This window comes from Acinetobacter sp. ANC 4654, from assembly GCF_002135425.1.
Taxonomy (GTDB): domain Bacteria; phylum Pseudomonadota; class Gammaproteobacteria; order Pseudomonadales; family Moraxellaceae; genus Acinetobacter; species Acinetobacter kyonggiensis.
The window spans coordinates 15,639-32,161 of the sequence record NZ_NEGL01000011.1; the positions used below are offsets into that span (position 1 = coordinate 15,639).

Sequence of the window (16,523 nt, forward strand, 5' to 3'; positions counted from 1 at the left end):
TATTTTTTGATTTGCTTTTAGGTATCTACCCATGACCATTCATATGAGCGTAATGATCTCAGCGGAAGAAATTCACGCTAAAGTCAAAGAGCTTGGTGCAAAAATTGATGCTCACTATGCCCATAGTGACAAAGAACTTGTGCTGATTGGTTTACTTCGCGGTTCAGTTATTTTCATGGCTGATTTATGCCGTACCATTAGTAAACCGCATGAACTCGACTTTATGACGGTATCTAGTTACGGTGGCGGTACGACATCAACACGTGATGTCAAAATTTTAAAAGATTTAGACGGCGAAATTCGCGGTAAAGATGTTCTGATTATTGAAGATATTATTGATTCGGGCAATACCCTCAGCAAAGTGTTGGAAATTTTAAGCACCCGTAATCCTCATTCTATCGAACTGTGTACTTTAATCAGCAAACCTTCACGCCGTGAAATCGAACTTGATGTGAAATTTCTAGGCTTTGAAGTTGAAGATAAATTTATTGTGGGTTATGGCTTAGACTTCGACCAAAAATATCGCCATATTCCCTTTATTGGTGAAATTGGTCTATAAGCACACCATAGCGACCAAGAAAGACTTAAAGTGGCCGAAGGCCACTTTTTTTATTCATTACATTTTCAAACAAACATAAAAACAACAGTTATTAGCATGATTGATCTATTTCATTTTCGATAAATGATTAATTATGAACATGAAAGCGAATTGAAAGTAGATAAACAAACGATAAAAAAGGAGAAGACACATGTGGTCACTCATCGTTGCGATCGTGGTCGGTTTTATTGCGGGCTTAATTGCTCGAGCCATTCATCCAGGAGATGATAAAGCAGGTTTTTTGATTACCGCTTTATTGGGTATTGCAGGGTCTTTATTAGCAACTTATGGTGGGCGTTTGCTCGGACTTTATGGTGAAAACTCTGCTGCTGGATTTATTGCCTCAGTCATTGGAGCCATTATTATCTTATTTCTTTATAACTTGGTTTCGAAAAAATCTGGCGGCTAAAGACACTTTGTAACGCGCAACTCATCAAATAAAAAAGTACCTTTCTGCAAAGGTACTTTTTTATGCTTTAGTTCAGCAAGCACTACATTCTATAAGCCTAATTCTTGCCACATTTTTTCTATTTCTTGTGCAGGGTAGGCACCCATCAGTTTAAAACCATTGGAGAAAATAATCGCCGGCGTACCATTTAAAGCCAATGATTTACCTAAAGTTAAATTATGCTCAATTGGATTGGCACAGGTTTTTTTCGAACTCGGTTGAATGCCTTTGGCAATCAAATTTGACCATGCTAAAGCAGGATCTTTTTCACAGAAAACCTGTTTTGAAACAGCAATAGATTGCGTTTTAATCGGGTAAATAAAAGTATAAATCGTGACATCATTCAGCTTGGTTAATTCAGTCTCAAGCTGTTTACAATATGGACAATTTGGATCAGAAAAGACTGCGATCTGGCGTTTACCATTACCTCGCACCGTTTTTACAGCATCCTGCAAAGGCAATTTTTTCCAATCAATACTATTTTGCTTGAGCATTAAATCTTTGGTCAAATTTTTCTGATCACTTAAACGAAACATTGAACCAATTAAAATATGCTGGGTATCTTCACCAACATATACCACTTGACCATCCATCGACCCACTATAAATACCTTTCATTTCGGTGGCTTGAATATTTTCAATCTTCAAGTTTGGATGTTGTTTCATAAGGTTAGTCTTGACCGTATCAACATTGGCCAAACTTAAGGTTGAAATAAAGCTGACGAAAGCCAATGCCAATGTTTTTTTAATCATGTTTTTTACTCAAAGGTTCAAATTATTCAATGCGATTCTACTCAAAATCCAACCAGAACTTTAGTCATTTTTAACCATCATTACTTAAACCAAACATATTGCATGCTTCAGGTTTCACGTGGAACATGTCTATTTTTACAGAAAATTTATTTCTACTGAAATATGCACGATTTCATCATGAATGGATAAAGCCTCACGAACTTGGTCTGCATTTAACTCAGCATCAGTGACTAAAGCCAAAATACAAGAAAACTTTCCTTTTCCAACTTTCCATACATGCAAATCGGTAATCTCTGCCTGAGGAAACTCAGCAATCACTTCACGAATTTCCTCGACCACGGGATGATTCATTTCTGCATCAAGCAAGGTTTTTCCAGTCTCTTGTATCAGACCAATCGCCCATTTTGCAACCAAAACTGAACCCACAATACCCAATACTGCATCAAGAAAGCCCCAATCTAAATACTTCGCTGCGCACAAAGCAATAATGGCAAAAATTGAAGTAACCGCATCCGCCACCACATGCATAAAAGCTGCTTTTTGATTTAAATCATGATGGATATGAGCATGCTCATTTTCATGCTCATGATGGTGATGGTGATGGTGATGGTGATGGTGATGGTGATGGTGACCATCATGCAGTAGCCAAGCACAGATCAGATTAATCACCAAACCCAAAATTGCAATTGGAATGGCTTGGTTATAGTGAATATCAACAGGGTTAAATAGTCGTTCTATAGACTGAAAGGCCATAAATAGTGCCACCACCATCAATAAAATAGCGCTGCTATAGCCCGCTAGAATTTCAATTTTCCATGTCCCAAAATTAAAGCGGCTATCCTGTGCATAATGACGGGCAGAGCGATAGGCAAAATAAGCCAAGCCTAATGCCAACATATGCGAACTCATATGCCAACCATCAGCAAGCAATGCCATTGAATTGTAAATCCAACCGCCAATCACTTCTAATAACATCATGACTGCCGTTAGAATAGTCGCGAAGAGGATACGTTTTTGTGCGAGGGGATTACCTTCATCAAACTGATGAGTGTGTGATCGTATGAGTGGGGCTTTTTGCATAATCTTAGTGCTGAAATATACTCCCCCACAGTATATTGGTTTTTTTGGAGTATTGTATTGGCTCATTTACATCAAGATCAGAAAATTAAAAATCGTGTTAAACGCTTACAAGGGCAAATTAATGCAGTAGAGCAAGCTTTAAATAGCCCTGAAAACTCGTGTATTACGGTATTACAGCAAGTCGCTGCAATTAAAGGGGCGGTAAACGGTTTAATGAATGAATTAATTGAATCACATTTGCGCCATCACGTGATTAAGGAACAAACTGCAGTGAATGAACATGAACTTGCTGAGTTTTTAAAATTATTAAAGCGTTATGGTTAAATGATTTACATCTTATAAATTGACGTGATCGTTAAAGAAGAACTAATCTACAACTCTTCTTATTTCTCTCCAAATGTTCGCTATTTTTTAAATTTAGCGGGTGTTTTTGTGACCCGACATGATGACTCAACAATCATGGCGACCCTTTCTCATGGTCAGCCTAGCACTTTGTATTGGAACCATTGGAACGGCACTCGCCAGTCCTTTATATCCCATTTATCAAGAACTCTGGCATCTACTCCCTAGCCATATTACCTATATCTTTGTCGCCTATATGTTTGGTTGTCTGGCAACCTTGCTCTTCCTAGGTCGTATCAGCAACAGTTTAGGATTTCTGCGCACCTTACAAATCGGCATCATTTTTGTCATCTTAGGCTTAGCCATTTCCGCGATTGCACCCAATGCAGCTTGGTTGGCTTTTGGGCGCTTTATTATTGGTATTGCTTCAGGACTGATCAGCACTTCAGCAATGTTAGGCCTCATTACGACGATTCCAGAGCGTCATAAGCCAAATGCACCTCAGTTAAGTTCGATCATTACGGTGATTGGTTTTGGATTGGGACCATTTATTGGTGGATTGATTGCACAATTTTCGACTTCCCCTTTAACAACGCCTTATTTACCGATTATTGCGGCTGCAATTGCATGCTTTTTCGGTTTGTTTTGGCTAAAAGTCCCACAATTTAAAGCTCAACCTTTTTCCATTGCACCGCGTTTAGAAACACCAGAAGTCCAATATAAATCATTATTTTTTATTGCAGGCTTCACCGCATTCTGTGCTTTTGCAGCCTTTAGTTTATTTGCATCGCTGTCACCTTCTTTTGTTAAAGATTTAATTCCTTGGCATGGGCCTTTGATTAGTGGGGCTGCAATTTCAAGTATTTTACTGATTTCTGCTTTAGTGCAATTTTTTGCTAAAGATCTGACTGCGGCTAAAAGCTTAACTTTAGGGTTGATGACCTTAATGCTCAGTTTTATTTTACTCGGCTTATGCATGAGTATGCAGTGGAGTATTTTGTTCTTTGTCAGCGATATTTTGTTGGGTATAGGGCATGGCCTAGGCTTGTTAGGTGCATTTGGTTTAATTCACCAAATGACTAGCACAGATAACCGTGCAGCTGTAATGTCGACCTATCTATTTATTGGTTATTTAGGCACGATTGTACCAATTATTGCCGTGGGTTATTTAGCAGATCATTTTGGTTTAACCACTGGTATTTTAGGATTTTGTATAGGCGTTGGTTTACTCTGCTTAACTTTAATTGTTTGGCATAAAAAGATTGCATGATTAAAAAACAGCCTTCAAATAAAGTCCATTTTTTAATCAATTCTAGAAAATTTTTAACGGTAAAGAATCTACAATTTCATCAATGTTATGATGTAAATATGGTTTTACTTTTTACCGTATCTCTTTACCTATAAATTGTCTTAGATCTTGTCATGCGGCATCATCTATCGACTGTTGATCAGTTTTAAAAAGAAAAAAGGGCATCAAATATGCCCTTCAATTGATTCTTTTATGCATTACTTTCCAATACAGAAAGATCCAAAAATTTTACCTAGCAAATCATCAGCACTAAATTCACCGGTAATTTCTGCCAAAGCATTTTGTGCCAGTCGCAAAGATTCAGCCACTAACTCACCCGCTTGATACACCACCAACTGCTCATGCGCTTCAGCCAAATATACCTGTGTACGCTTCATTGCATCTAAATGGCGTGTACGTGCAATAAAGGTATCTTCTTCTGGTTGAAAACCCGCATGCGCTGTAATCGCATCTATAAGCGATTGAACACCTGTTTCCTGCTTAGCAGAAACCGTGATATGACGAAAACCCTGATAATCACCAATATCGGCTGGGGCATGGGTTAAATCACACTTATTAGCAATTAACATTAAGCGTTTCGGTTCAAGATGCTCAGCAAAATAATTCTGTGCCAATTGCAAAGGGTCTTCGCCTTGGCTTAAGTCATAGACCAACAGTAACAAGTCTGCTTGTTCAATTTCTTTAATTGCGCGGCGAATACCTTCTTTCTCGACAATATCGCCCGTTTCACGTAAACCAGCAGTATCTGTAAGGGTAATGGGCAAACCATTTAAACTAATTTTTTCATGTAATACATCACGCGTTGTACCCGCAATATCCGTGACAATGGCACGTTCATTTCCTGCTAGGGTATTAAGTAACGACGATTTTCCTGCATTGGGTTTACCTGCAATCACCACCTGTAAACCTTCACGCAGCAACCGACCCTGACGTGCTGAGGCTTGTACTGCCGTAACCGAGCTTTGCACATCTTGTAGTAGCGCTAAAATTTTACCGTCAGCCAAAAAATCGATTTCTTCTTCAGGGAAATCAATCGCAGCTTCAACATGTAAACGCAAATGAATCAGTTTTTCTAACACAGTGTTTACACGCGTTGAAAATGCACCTTGTAAAGAACGTACCGCAGAACGAGCCGCTGCTTGTGAGGTTGCATCAATCAAGTCAGCAATGGCTTCGGCTTGAACTAAATCTAACTTGCCATTTTCAAAAGCACGCATCGAAAACTCACCAGCTTTGGCTGCAATTGCACCCAGTTCCAACAAACGTGCCAGCAAAGCATTTTGAATGACAGGACCACCATGCCCTTGCAACTCCACCACATCTTCACCTGTAAATGAATGTGGGTTAGGAAAGCAAATCGCTAAGCCTTCATCCATCACCTCACCAGCAGCATCATAAAACTGCCGAAAACCAGCAAAGCGTGCCTTCGGTAGATTTTTCTGCGTCAAAGCTTCGGCAATGGCATAGGATTTAGGACCTGACAGACGAATGACACCGACACCGCCACGCCCAGGTGGAGTCGCAATTGCAGCAATCGTTGTTCGGTTTTGCATAAAATTCACCTTAAAAAATCCTAAATCACAGCCAAATAAAAATCCGCCTAAGATTACCATCTTAAGCGGATTTATTCAGCTATTCGCAATCAGTCGTGATTAAACAACTTCGCGTTTGGCACGGTCTTTTTCAACACCTTTGTTGATCAAACTTTGTTGCAAGATGGTAATACTATTATTGACAATCCAGTACAACACCAAGCCCGCAGGGAAGAACAACATAAATACAGTAAAGACAATTGGCATGATTTTGAAGACTTTCGCCTGCATTGGATCAGCCGGTTGTGGATTTAAAGACTGCTGAATAAACATGGTTGCACCCATCAATAAAGGTAGGATAAACCACGGGTCCATTGCAGACAAATCTTGAATCCAGCCTAACCAAGGTGCGTGACGAAGTTCTACAGACTCCATCAATACCCAGTATAAGGCTAAGAAAATTGGCATTTGCAACAGCAGTGGCAAACAACCCGCAAGTGGATTGACTTGTTCACGTTTATACAATGCCATCATTTCTTGGGAGAAACGCATGCGGTCTTCACCGAACTCTTCTTTCATGCGTTGCATTTCAGGTGCAATCACACGCATTTTCGCCATAGAGCGGTAGCTCTTAGACGACAATGGCCAAAGAATCAGTTTTACCAAGACAGTTAATAAAATAATTGCCCAGCCCCAGTTACCCACTAAGCCGTGGAAGAACTCAAGACCCAAGAACAATAATTTCGCAATTGGCCATAACCAACCATAATCTACAGTTTGGTTTAAACCTGTTGCTAACTCTTTTAACTCAGATTGAACTTTAGGACCTGAATAGAAGGTTGCATCTAATTCAGCCGCAGTACCTGCAGGCACATTAATCATCGGTGAAGTAAAACCGATAATATTCATGTTGTCTGTTGATTGACGCGATTCTAATTTCGCACTATAAGGCTGACCACCCGCCTGAGTCAGCTTAAGATCACCCGGAATCCAAGCACTGACAAAATAGTGTTGAACCATTGCAACCCAGCCACCTTTTGCTTCTACATTCAATTTTTCTTCATTGAAGTTAGCAAATTTAAGCTTGTTGTAATGTTCTTCAGGCGTACCCCAAGCACCACCCAAGAATGTTCCTAGGGTGAAAATACCTTGGTCTGATTTACCTGGATCATCTGAATTATCACGTTTGATTTGACCAAACATCTGACCTTGCCAATTGCCTGCACTACGATTGACAATTTTGTGGTTCACAATAATCGGATATTGACCTTGTTTAAAGGTAAATGTCTTGATGATTTCTACACCATCAGCCGTTTTATAAACCATTGGCACAGATAAAACTTTAACAACTTTGCCATCTTCAGTTTTTTCTGCTTTAGCATCCGCTAAGTTATAAGATGATTTTTCAATCTCATAAACAGGACGGCCATTACGGTTACTGTCTGGCCCATTTAAACCAATCAAACCAGACTGAGCAACATAAGTACGTTTTGCATCGCTTTCCAGCATGACAAACGGTTGATCACTGTCTTTATTTTTATCATGGTTCAATAATTCAATACGAACAATGTCACCACCTTTAGGATTAATCCAAAGATGATAAAGGTCAGTTTGTACTGAAATAAGCTGTTGACTTACAGGTGCCGTAACATCTGTTGTTGTTTGCTGAGTTGCAATATTTGCTTGAGGCATGTCAGACGCTGTAGTAGCTGTTTGACCATTTGGCAAATCTGCAGATACTTCATGCGAAACAACCGCAGCTTCTTGCTGAGGTTTGGTTTCCGCATGACCATAATCTTTTTGCCATGCCAAAATAAGCAAATATGCGACGACAAACATGGCCCCTAGAATTGCAAACCTGGCCCATTGTTGCATATCTATTATCCCAAGTAGTTAGAGGAGTGATTTCGGTTCAATAAACGATCACGAAAGGGTACAACAACGTGAAGCATTTGAGAATCTATTTGCTGAAATGAAATAAAACGAATTGCTTTCTGGGGAACAGGGTCATAACCCGAACCACCCCAAGGATGACAACGACAAATACGTTTTGTAGCTAACCACGCACCACGCACAGCACCATAAGAATGAACTGCTTCTAAAGTGTATTGAGAACATGTTGGAATATAACGACAGCGGGGTCCCAATAAAGGACTAATCGCGATCTGATAGAATCGAATCAACCAATGCAGTAAACGTACCATTGGCCATCTCTACTTTTGTGGGGAGGGAGCTATCTTTTTATGCTTATTGGCAAGGCGTTGCAATTTCTGCCAAGCAAATTGTAATTGCTGCTGCAATTCTGCATTAGGAATTGCTTCAATACCTACTTTAGGCATGACCACAATATCTAATAAATCTAATTGCTGTTGATGTAGGCGAAAACTTTCGCGAGCAAGACGTTTTACTCTATTCCTTTCATGTGCGCGACGCACTTTTTTCTTAGCAACAACAATACCCAAACGACTTGTAGGTTGTTCGGAATTTTTTGCCAAAAATAAGAAATGGGGTTGATGCACTTTAAAAAGCGCACCATCAAACACACTTTTATAATCGGCAGCACAGCGTATACGTACGTCTGTGCTGAAGCCATAAAGTGTCATAACACCCAAAATCGTAATAACTTAACTAATTAAACAGTTAAGCTATGACGACCTTTTGCACGACGACGAGCTAATACTTGACGACCAGCTTTAGTAGCCATACGAGCACGGAAACCATGAACACGCTTACGCTTTAATTCTGATGGTTGAAATGTACGTTTCATATTGAAACTCCAAAAATGATCTTTCTATGAAGGTTCGCGATTTTAGTGCTCATTCAATGAGCTGTCAATCAAAAACAAACTTTCTTGCAAAATAAGTCTTTTTTTTAAAAATGAAGATCATTCGAATTATTGAATTAATTTTAAGCTGTTTGTATTTTATACACAACACAAACTATTGATTAATAAAACAACATAAGTTATGAACAGAAATATTCACAATATTATCCACAACTCAGTGTTGATAAGATTTATTTGCTTGCTTTTGAATTTAAATTTAAAAATATTGAGAGTTATCCCCAAAGCAAAGTGCTCTTATTAATTAAATTCAAATTTATAAATTTAAATTTATTACTATTAGGGAGCTATTTTTCTGTGGAAAAGCACTTTTTACTTTTATTAATCATTAGCTTATCTTGTGGGTAAACATGTTTTTATAACTTTATTAAATTGTGGATAACTTTGTGATATATTTTATCCACAGCTTGATGGTAAGTTTATCCACACCACAATTTAAATTTAAATTTAATTTGAAAATTACGTTTTAAAGCGATATTTCGCTAATTTTGCCATGACAGATGTGGATAACTTCGATAGAATGGCGACCCGCTTAGTCGGGCTCAAATAATTTTTTACCAATAAATGGAATAAATAGGGGTTTCACATGCTTTGGACAGACTGTTTAACTCGTTTGCGACAGGAGCTTTCGGGGAATGTCTTTACAATGTGGATTCGCCCTTTGGTTGCTGAAGAGCTTAATGACACATTAAGACTGTATGCACCCAATCCTTATTGGACACGTTATATTCAAGAACATCATCTTGAGTTGATCACGATTTTGGCAGAGCAAATGTCAGAAGGTCGTGTACGTAAAGTTGAAATTTTGGTGGATTCTCGTCCAGGTGCAATTTTGTCAGCCAATGAACAACCCGCTACAACAACGGCTGCACTGCAATCTACTCCTGCTGCAATTGTTAGGCCACGAAAAGAAAAAGAAGAATCAACAGTCAAAAATAGTCGTAAACGTTTATTAAACCCATTATTTACTTTTTCATTATTTGTTGAAGGCCGTTCTAACCAAATGGCTGCAGAAACGTGTCGTAAAGTTTTAACGCAATTAGGGGCTTCGCAGCATAATCCCTTATTTTTGTATGGCCCGACAGGTTTAGGTAAAACGCATTTAATGCAGGCTGTGGGGAATGCTTTGTTACAAGCAAAACCGAATGCGCGTGTCATGTATATGACGGCAGAGAGTTTTGTTCAAGATTTTGTCAGTTCTTTACAGCAAGGCAAGGTTGAAGAATTTAAGAAAAATTGTCGCTCTTTAGATTTATTATTGGTCGACGATATTCATTTGCTTGCGGGTAAAGAAGCCAGTTTGGTCGAATTTTTTTATACTTTTAATGCATTACTTGATGAATCGAAGCAGATTATTTTGACTTCGGATCGTTATCCTAAAGAACTCACGGAACTTGATGCACGTTTAGTTTCACGTTTTTCTTGGGGCTTGTCGGTCGGTGTAGAGCCACCCGATATTGAAACTCGGATTGAAATTTTATTGAAAAAAGCCGAAAGCAATGGCGTAGATTTACCGCGTAATTGTGCGTTATTTGTCGCACAACAAGTCGTGGCCAATGTACGTGAGCTTGAAGGTGCACTCAATAAAGTGGTTGCTATTTCTCGTTTTAAAGGCACGCCAATTGATTTGGAGGTGGTGCGTGAATCATTAAAAGATGTGTTAGCGATTCGTGCAAGAACCATCAGTACTGAAAATATTCAGCGCGTGGTGAGCGAATATTTCCGTATTCCATTAAAAGAAATTGTGGGACCTAAGCGTACCCGTATTTATGCACGTCCACGTCAGTTGGCCATGGGCCTTGCGCGTGAACTTACAGGGGATAGTTTTCCTGAAATTGGTATGGCATTCGGCGGGCGTGATCACAGTACTGTGATGCATGCCTGTGAGAAAGTACTTAGTCTTCGTGAACAAGATCCGATCTTCAATGAAGACTATAAAAACCTGCAGCGTTTGCTGCAAAGTTGATCTGTTTTGATCAAATTCTATTCTTGCAATGCGGCATATTCTGCCGCATAGTACACTGCTAAAAAATTAGTTAATTGACCTGAAATCTTCAGTTGTTAGAGGAATATGCCGTGCGTTTGAAAATCGCGAAAGAAAGCTTACTTAATGTTCTATCACATGTCGTAGGAGCGGTTGAACGTCGCCATACTTTAAATATTTTATCTAATGTAAAAGTCCAAGTGAGCAACGAATCGTTAACCATTACCGGTTCAGATTTAGAAGTAGAATTGGTTGCCAGCACCAATTTGGCTGAAGGTGCGTGTTTGCAAGTGGGTGAAACGACTGTCCCTGCACGCAAGCTGATGGATATCTGCAAATCATTACCCGCTGCGGCATTGATTGACCTACAAATTACTGAAGATCGTTGTATTTTAAAATCGGGTAATAGCCGTTTTGTATTGGGAACGCTGCCTGCTGAAGACTATCCACTTTTGAGCACTGAAAATACTCAAGGTACGCAAGTTACGGTTACGCAACGCGAGTTAAAACGTTTGTTTGAGAAAACCGCTTTTGCGATGGCAGTGCAAGATGTACGTTTTTATTTAACCGGTACATTACTTGAAATTGATCAAAATCAGCTTCGTGCTGTGACTACTGATGGTCACCGTTTAGCGTTATGTGAAACAGCCGCAATTTCAACTGCGACTCAAGCCATTCAAGCCATTGTTCCACGAAAAGCGGTTGCTGAATTACAACGCTTACTCAGCATTGAAGATGAGCAATTGTCTTTGTTGATTGGTCGTGAATTGTTAAATGTGACTATTAGCATCGCCAGTCGTGACAAAGAACAAGGCAGTATTATGGTTCGTTTTACCACGAAATTGATTGATGGAAAATTCCCCGATTACCGTCGCGTGATTCCACGTGGTGGTGATAAAAATGTATTGATTGCGCATGATGTATTTAAGCAATCGCTACAACGTGTTGCTATTTTAAGTAATGAAAAATTACGTGGTGTGTTTTTAAACTTTGGTGCAGACTGTTTGCAGCTTCGTGCCAATAATCCAGAACAAGATGAGGCAATTGAAGATTTAGCGATTCAATATGCTGATGCACCGATGGAAATGTCATTTAATGCACAATATTTATTGGATGTATTGGGCGCTTTAGATGGTGATGATGTGTCGATGACCATGACTGAAGCTAACCAATCTGTATTGGTACACGATCCATCACAACAAGATCAAACCTATGTTGTGATGCCGATGCGTGTTTAATTTGCAGATTTTTGACAAGATCAAACGATGCATATTACGCGTTTAAATATAGAACGTGTTCGAAACTTAAAAACGGTTGTACTCCAAGAGTTGCAGCCGTTTAATGTCTTTTATGGCCCGAATGGTTCTGGGAAAACCTCTATTCTTGAAGCCATTCATTTATTGGCGACAGGGCGTTCCTTCCGTACCCATATCCCGAAAAACTATATTCAAAATGAAACAGCCAATGCCATTGTTTTTGCACAGTCTGCCACTGAAAAAATTGGGATGCAAAAATTATTGTCAGGTGAGCAGCTGATTAAAGTCAATGGCGATCATATTGCCACTCAAGGACAATTGGCTAAACTTCTGCCTTTGCAACACATCGATCCACAAAGCACCGATATTATTGACCATGGCGCGAAACCACGGCGACAATTGATTGACTGGTTGATGTTCCACGTGGAACCTGAGTTTTATCATGCCTGGCAATATTATTCTCGTGCTTTAAAACAACGTAACAGTTTGTTGAAATCGAGAAGAAATATCGGTTTGAATGAATTGGAGCCGTGGAACAAAATGTTGGCGGAGTATGGCGAAATGTTGCATTCACAGCGCAGTGGAATCGTCGAGCAATGGAAAGTTTATTTGGAGCAGGATTTAAAGCATTTATTGCCTGATGTAGAGCTTCAATTGGAATATAGTCCAGGCTTTCATACCGAACAGGGTTTGCTGAATGACTTAACCGTACATCATCAGAAAGATGTCGATCGACGTTATACTGAATATGGTCCACATCGTGCAGATTTACGTTTAAAAACAACGCTAGGTGATGCGGATGTGGTGCTTTCACGGGGGCAAAAAAAGCTGCTGATTATGGCCTTAAAACTGTCACAGATTGCAATGCTGCATGCCTGTAATAAGGAAACTGTGGTATTATTAGATGATCTGACAGCAGAATTAGATTTAACCGCACAGCGACGATTAATTGAGCGATTGAGCCAGCTAGGTAGTCAAGTTTTTATTACCACTTTAGAGCATGAATCAGTAAAAAAACATTTACATGATTTGTCTATTTCTTATCAATTATTCAATGTTGAAAACGGTCAAGTTCAAGTTGTTGTGCAATAGTTTTTAGATTTTACCCATCTTTGGATAGACCTTTATTTCACTAGGGAGAAACCATGAGTTCAGAAGATCAAGCTGCTTCTCAAACAGAACAAACCAATGAAAAGGCTTATGATTCCTCTAGTATCAAAGTATTACGTGGCCTAGATGCTGTTCGTAAGCGTCCAGGTATGTATATTGGTGATACTGACGATGGTTCAGGTTTACATCACATGGTGTTTGAGGTGGTCGATAATGCGATTGATGAAGCCTTAGCGGGTCACTGTGATGAAATCTTAGTCACCATCCATGAAGATGAGTCTGTAAGTGTTGCAGATAATGGTCGTGGGATTCCAACGGATATTCACCCTGAAGAAGGGGTATCTGCCGCTGAAGTGATTTTAACCATTCTGCATGCTGGCGGTAAGTTTGATGATAATAGCTATAAAGTTTCCGGTGGTTTACACGGAGTAGGTGTTTCTGTTGTAAATGCCTTATCGAGTAAATTATTACTGAATATTCGTCGTGCTGGTAAAGTTTTTGAACAAGAATATCATCATGGCGATCCAGTTTATAAATTACGTGAAATTGGTGAAACCACTGAATCGGGTACGACGGTTCGTTTCTATCCGAGTGAATTAACCTTCTCTCAAACAATTTTTAATGTTGATATTTTAGCGCGTCGTTTGCGTGAACTTTCATTCTTAAATGCTGGGGTTCGTATTGTTTTACGTGATGAACGTATCAATGCTGAACATGTATTTGATTATGAAGGGGGCTTGTCCGAATTTGTAAAATATATTAATCAAGGTAAAACCCACTTGAATGATATTTTTCACTTCACGACGGAATCTGCTGAAACTGGCATTACGGTAGAAGTGGCCTTGCAATGGAATGATAGTTATCAGGAAAATGTCCGCTGCTTTACCAACAATATTCCACAAAAAGATGGTGGAACGCATTTAGCAGGTTTCCGTGCAGCATTAACACGTGGTTTAAACCAATATCTTGATAGTGAAAATATTCTCAAGAAAGAAAAAGTTGCTGTTACAGGCGATGATGCGCGTGAAGGTTTAACCGCAATTGTTTCAGTGAAAGTGCCTGATCCAAAATTCTCATCACAAACCAAAGAAAAATTGGTTTCTAGTGAAGTGAAAACTGCTGTAGAGCAGGCCATGAACAAGTCTTTTTCTGAATATCTTTTAGAAAATCCACAAGCGGCTAAATCGATTGCGGGCAAAATTATTGATGCAGCACGTGCGCGTGATGCAGCACGTAAAGCGCGTGAATTAACCCGTCGTAAAAGTGTTTTAGATATCGCGGGTCTGCCAGGTAAATTGGCGGATTGCCAAGAAAAAGATCCAGCATTGTCTGAACTTTACTTGGTCGAAGGTGACTCGGCGGGGGGGTCTGCAAAACAGGGTCGTAACCGTAAGATGCAAGCCATTCTTCCGCTTAAAGGTAAAATTTTAAACGTAGAACGTGCACGTTTTGACAAAATGATTTCCTCTCAGGAAGTGGGCACGCTAATTACTGCACTGGGTTGTGGTATTGGCCGTGAAGAATACAATCCTGATAAATTACGTTATCACAAAATCATCATCATGACCGATGCCGACGTCGATGGTTCGCACATTCGTACGTTATTGTTGACCTTCTTCTTCCGTCAAATGCCAGAACTTGTGGAACGTGGTTATATCTATATTGCCCAGCCACCCTTGTATAAGTTGAAAAAAGGTAAGCAAGAGCAATATCTTAAAGATAATGATGCTTTAGAAACCTATCTTATTTCGAATGCAATTGATGAGCTGAACCTGCATATCAGTGCTGAGGCACCTGCGATTCGTGGTGAATCTTTAGCCAAAGTGATTGCTGATTATCAAACCTCACAAAAAAGTCTAAATCGTTTAACGCTGCGTTATCCTGCAAGTTTATTAGATGGTTTGCTTGGTTTGGAAGCATTTAAGCTAGATCAAAATCATGATGAAGATTATGTAAAACAATGGTCTGAACAGTTGCGTGCAGCCATTGAAAAATACCAACCAAGTTTGCGTCCTGAAATCACTTTAGAAGCTTTTGAAAAAGAGCATGCAGATGATGAGAAAGTGACGCATTATTGGCCACGTGTAACGGTCTATGTACATAACTTGCCGCATTATTATTTACTTGATTCTGGATTATTGGCTTCAAGTGAATACAAGCGTTTACTGCAAAATTCGAAGAGTTGGTTCAGCTTGCTTGAAGATGGTGCTTATTTGCAAAAAGGTGAGCGTAAAATTAATGTCACCACTTTCCATCAAGTTTGGCAACATATTTTATCCGACTCACGTCGTGGCATGATGATCCAGCGCTATAAAGGTTTGGGTGAGATGAATGCGGAACAGCTTTGGGAAACTACCATGGATCCTGAAAACCGTAACATGTTACAAGTGACCATTAATGATGCGATTGAAGCAGATCGTATGTTCTCTTGTTTAATGGGAGATGATGTGGAACCACGTCGTGCTTTCATTGAAGAAAATGCTTTAAATGCGGATATTGATGCCTAATGTGTTGATGAGTTAAGTAATAAAAAGCATCCTTCGGGATGCTTTTTTAATGCTATTTTGATTTAAATGGGATTAAATTTTAATCATATTTTTTTATTAAAATGACTTATTGCTCTGTCATGATGCTTTTAAACAGAGGAAATCATGATGCAATATGACGAGGTGAGCACGATGGATAATCAACTAGAAAAGATCCGAGATATTTGGGTGAATGCATTTTTTACCGGCAATTTTGATCTGTTGGCTCAATATGAGCATGCAGATTTCAAAGTGGTGTATGAGCAAGAAGGACGTGTGGAAAGTACCTTTACCCGTTATGAACGTATTGCACATGCTGTAAAAAATGGAGTGTGGAAGCCGCAAAAACCCACAGTGGAATTTGAAGAGTTTGAATTTGATCGAGATTTGACGCACTGTAAAATTCTCATTGGTTTGGAAAATCAAAAGAAAATTCAGGAATTGTGGGTTAATGAGGGGACATGGAAAATTATAGAACTCAGATTTTTAAAATGAAAAAAGCTGCATTTAAATGAGTAAAAAAGCTAATTTTATTTGATTACTGGTGTGTGTGGCTAAGTTTTTTAGTGGATTATTCTTATTAAATACGCATGTGGAAAGTAAATTTATCCACAAGTGTTTTTAGAATTGTGGGTAAGTATTTTAAAATTAAACATTGAGTTTGAATTTAAAGTCTATGGGTTGGTAATTTTAAAATTTAATTCATCTGACCCTCTAATGCTTAAAATCTCGACAAAAGTATTGT

At 39.1% G+C, this 16,523-nt stretch carries 15 protein-coding genes and 1 pseudogene; 9 read left to right on the forward strand and 7 right to left on the reverse strand.

The features are described 5' to 3' along the window. Positions 1 to 31: 31 nt before the first annotated feature. Both hpt and B9T24_RS14860 read left to right on the forward strand, forming a co-directional pair. On the forward strand, positions 32 to 559 hold the full coding sequence (gene hpt, locus B9T24_RS14855; RefSeq protein WP_086166496.1) for a hypoxanthine phosphoribosyltransferase: 528 nt from the start codon (positions 32 to 34) through the stop codon (positions 557 to 559). 190 nt (positions 560 to 749) lie between these two features. After that, positions 750 to 1,007 carry a GlsB/YeaQ/YmgE family stress response membrane protein gene (locus B9T24_RS14860; RefSeq protein WP_086166497.1) on the forward strand — a complete coding sequence of 86 codons (258 nt, stop codon included), beginning with the start codon at positions 750 to 752 and terminating at the stop codon, positions 1,005 to 1,007. A gap of 89 nt (positions 1,008 to 1,096) precedes the next feature. On the opposite strand, the gene B9T24_RS14865 is transcribed toward B9T24_RS14860, so the two are convergent. Both B9T24_RS14865 and dmeF read right to left on the reverse strand, forming a co-directional pair. Next, entirely contained in the window at positions 1,097 to 1,798 is a 702-nt protein-coding gene (locus B9T24_RS14865) for a DsbC family protein (protein ID WP_086166498.1), read from the reverse strand. 107 nt (positions 1,799 to 1,905) lie between these two features. Next, positions 1,906 to 2,878: pseudogene (dmeF, locus tag B9T24_RS14870) on the reverse strand (CDF family Co(II)/Ni(II) efflux transporter DmeF). A 57-nt stretch (positions 2,879 to 2,935) separates the two neighbouring features. On the opposite strand from dmeF, the gene B9T24_RS14875 reads away from it, so the two are divergent. Then, the gene (locus tag B9T24_RS14875) at positions 2,936 to 3,202 is read left to right on the forward strand and encodes a metal/formaldehyde-sensitive transcriptional repressor (protein WP_086166499.1); all 267 of its coding nucleotides are present in this window, start codon (positions 2,936 to 2,938) and stop codon (positions 3,200 to 3,202) included. A 121-nt stretch (positions 3,203 to 3,323) separates the two neighbouring features. Then, positions 3,324 to 4,490 carry an MFS transporter gene (locus tag B9T24_RS14880; protein ID WP_086166519.1) on the forward strand — a complete coding sequence of 389 codons (1,167 nt, stop codon included), beginning with the start codon at positions 3,324 to 3,326 and terminating at the stop codon, positions 4,488 to 4,490. 236 nt (positions 4,491 to 4,726) lie between these two features. Here the strand turns inward: B9T24_RS14880 and mnmE are convergent, their stop codons facing one another. The 5 genes from mnmE to rpmH form a co-directional block, all read right to left on the reverse strand. Next, on the reverse strand, positions 4,727 to 6,082 hold the full coding sequence (mnmE, locus tag B9T24_RS14885) for a tRNA uridine-5-carboxymethylaminomethyl(34) synthesis GTPase MnmE (protein WP_086166500.1): 1,356 nt from the start codon (positions 6,080 to 6,082) through the stop codon (positions 4,727 to 4,729). A 99-nt stretch (positions 6,083 to 6,181) separates the two neighbouring features. Then, on the reverse strand, positions 6,182 to 7,936 hold the full coding sequence (gene yidC / locus B9T24_RS14890; protein WP_086166501.1) for a membrane protein insertase YidC: 1,755 nt from the start codon (positions 7,934 to 7,936) through the stop codon (positions 6,182 to 6,184). 5 nt (positions 7,937 to 7,941) lie between these two features. Continuing rightward, a complete protein-coding gene (gene yidD / locus B9T24_RS14895; protein ID WP_086166502.1) occupies positions 7,942 to 8,265 on the reverse strand; it encodes a membrane protein insertion efficiency factor YidD in 324 nt (107 codons plus the stop codon). Between the two features lie 9 nt (positions 8,266 to 8,274). Continuing rightward, positions 8,275 to 8,664, reverse strand: a complete 390-nt coding sequence (gene rnpA, locus B9T24_RS14900) for a ribonuclease P protein component (protein ID WP_086166503.1) — start codon at positions 8,662 to 8,664, stop codon at positions 8,275 to 8,277. A gap of 29 nt (positions 8,665 to 8,693) precedes the next feature. Next, positions 8,694 to 8,828 carry a 50S ribosomal protein L34 gene (gene rpmH, locus B9T24_RS14905; protein ID WP_000831329.1) on the reverse strand — a complete coding sequence of 45 codons (135 nt, stop codon included), beginning with the start codon at positions 8,826 to 8,828 and terminating at the stop codon, positions 8,694 to 8,696. Between the two features lie 661 nt (positions 8,829 to 9,489). On the opposite strand from rpmH, the gene dnaA reads away from it, so the two are divergent. The 5 genes from dnaA to B9T24_RS14930 all read left to right on the forward strand — a co-directional run bounded on the left by dnaA (position 9,490) and on the right by B9T24_RS14930 (position 16,273). Next, on the forward strand, positions 9,490 to 10,869 hold the full coding sequence (gene dnaA / locus B9T24_RS14910; RefSeq protein ID WP_086166504.1) for a chromosomal replication initiator protein DnaA: 1,380 nt from the start codon (positions 9,490 to 9,492) through the stop codon (positions 10,867 to 10,869). Between the two features lie 110 nt (positions 10,870 to 10,979). Further along, positions 10,980 to 12,125: a DNA polymerase III subunit beta gene (gene dnaN, locus B9T24_RS14915; RefSeq protein ID WP_086166505.1), complete on the forward strand. Its 1,146-nt coding sequence runs from the start codon at positions 10,980 to 10,982 to the stop codon at positions 12,123 to 12,125. Positions 12,126 to 12,152: 27 nt separating this feature from the next. Then, complete coding sequence (gene recF / locus B9T24_RS14920; protein WP_086166506.1) at positions 12,153 to 13,235, forward strand: DNA replication/repair protein RecF; 1,083 nt, start codon at positions 12,153 to 12,155, stop codon at positions 13,233 to 13,235. 53 nt (positions 13,236 to 13,288) lie between these two features. Further along, positions 13,289 to 15,760 (forward strand): DNA topoisomerase (ATP-hydrolyzing) subunit B, encoded by a 2,472-nt coding sequence (gyrB, locus tag B9T24_RS14925; protein ID WP_086166507.1) that lies wholly within the window; start codon positions 13,289 to 13,291, stop codon positions 15,758 to 15,760. 171 nt (positions 15,761 to 15,931) lie between these two features. Further along, positions 15,932 to 16,273, forward strand: a complete 342-nt coding sequence (locus tag B9T24_RS14930) for a hypothetical protein (protein WP_086166520.1) — start codon at positions 15,932 to 15,934, stop codon at positions 16,271 to 16,273. Positions 16,274 to 16,523: the final 250 nt, after the last annotated feature.

What these genes read in the sequence shown, in the direction of transcription:
- rnpA (WP_086166503.1), bottom strand. Translation starts at nt 8,664, where the DNA reads ATGACACTTTATGGCTTCAGCACAGACGTACGTATACGCTGTGCTGCC.
- rpmH (WP_000831329.1), bottom strand. Translation starts at nt 8,828, where the DNA reads ATGAAACGTACATTTCAACCATCAGAATTAAAGCGTAAGCGTGTTCAT.
- yidD (WP_086166502.1), bottom strand. Translation starts at nt 8,265, where the DNA reads ATGGTACGTTTACTGCATTGGTTGATTCGATTCTATCAGATCGCGATT.
- B9T24_RS14930 (WP_086166520.1), top strand. Translation starts at nt 15,932, where the DNA reads ATGGATAATCAACTAGAAAAGATCCGAGATATTTGGGTGAATGCATTT.
- dnaA (WP_086166504.1), top strand. Translation starts at nt 9,490, where the DNA reads ATGCTTTGGACAGACTGTTTAACTCGTTTGCGACAGGAGCTTTCGGGG.
- recF (WP_086166506.1), top strand. Translation starts at nt 12,153, where the DNA reads ATGCATATTACGCGTTTAAATATAGAACGTGTTCGAAACTTAAAAACG.
- gyrB (WP_086166507.1), top strand. Translation starts at nt 13,289, where the DNA reads ATGAGTTCAGAAGATCAAGCTGCTTCTCAAACAGAACAAACCAATGAA.
- B9T24_RS14880 (WP_086166519.1), top strand. Translation starts at nt 3,324, where the DNA reads ATGACTCAACAATCATGGCGACCCTTTCTCATGGTCAGCCTAGCACTT.
- mnmE (WP_086166500.1), bottom strand. Translation starts at nt 6,082, where the DNA reads ATGCAAAACCGAACAACGATTGCTGCAATTGCGACTCCACCTGGGCGT.
- B9T24_RS14860 (WP_086166497.1), top strand. Translation starts at nt 750, where the DNA reads ATGTGGTCACTCATCGTTGCGATCGTGGTCGGTTTTATTGCGGGCTTA.
- yidC (WP_086166501.1), bottom strand. Translation starts at nt 7,936, where the DNA reads ATGCAACAATGGGCCAGGTTTGCAATTCTAGGGGCCATGTTTGTCGTC.
- B9T24_RS14865 (WP_086166498.1), bottom strand. Translation starts at nt 1,798, where the DNA reads ATGATTAAAAAAACATTGGCATTGGCTTTCGTCAGCTTTATTTCAACC.
- hpt (WP_086166496.1), top strand. Translation starts at nt 32, where the DNA reads ATGACCATTCATATGAGCGTAATGATCTCAGCGGAAGAAATTCACGCT.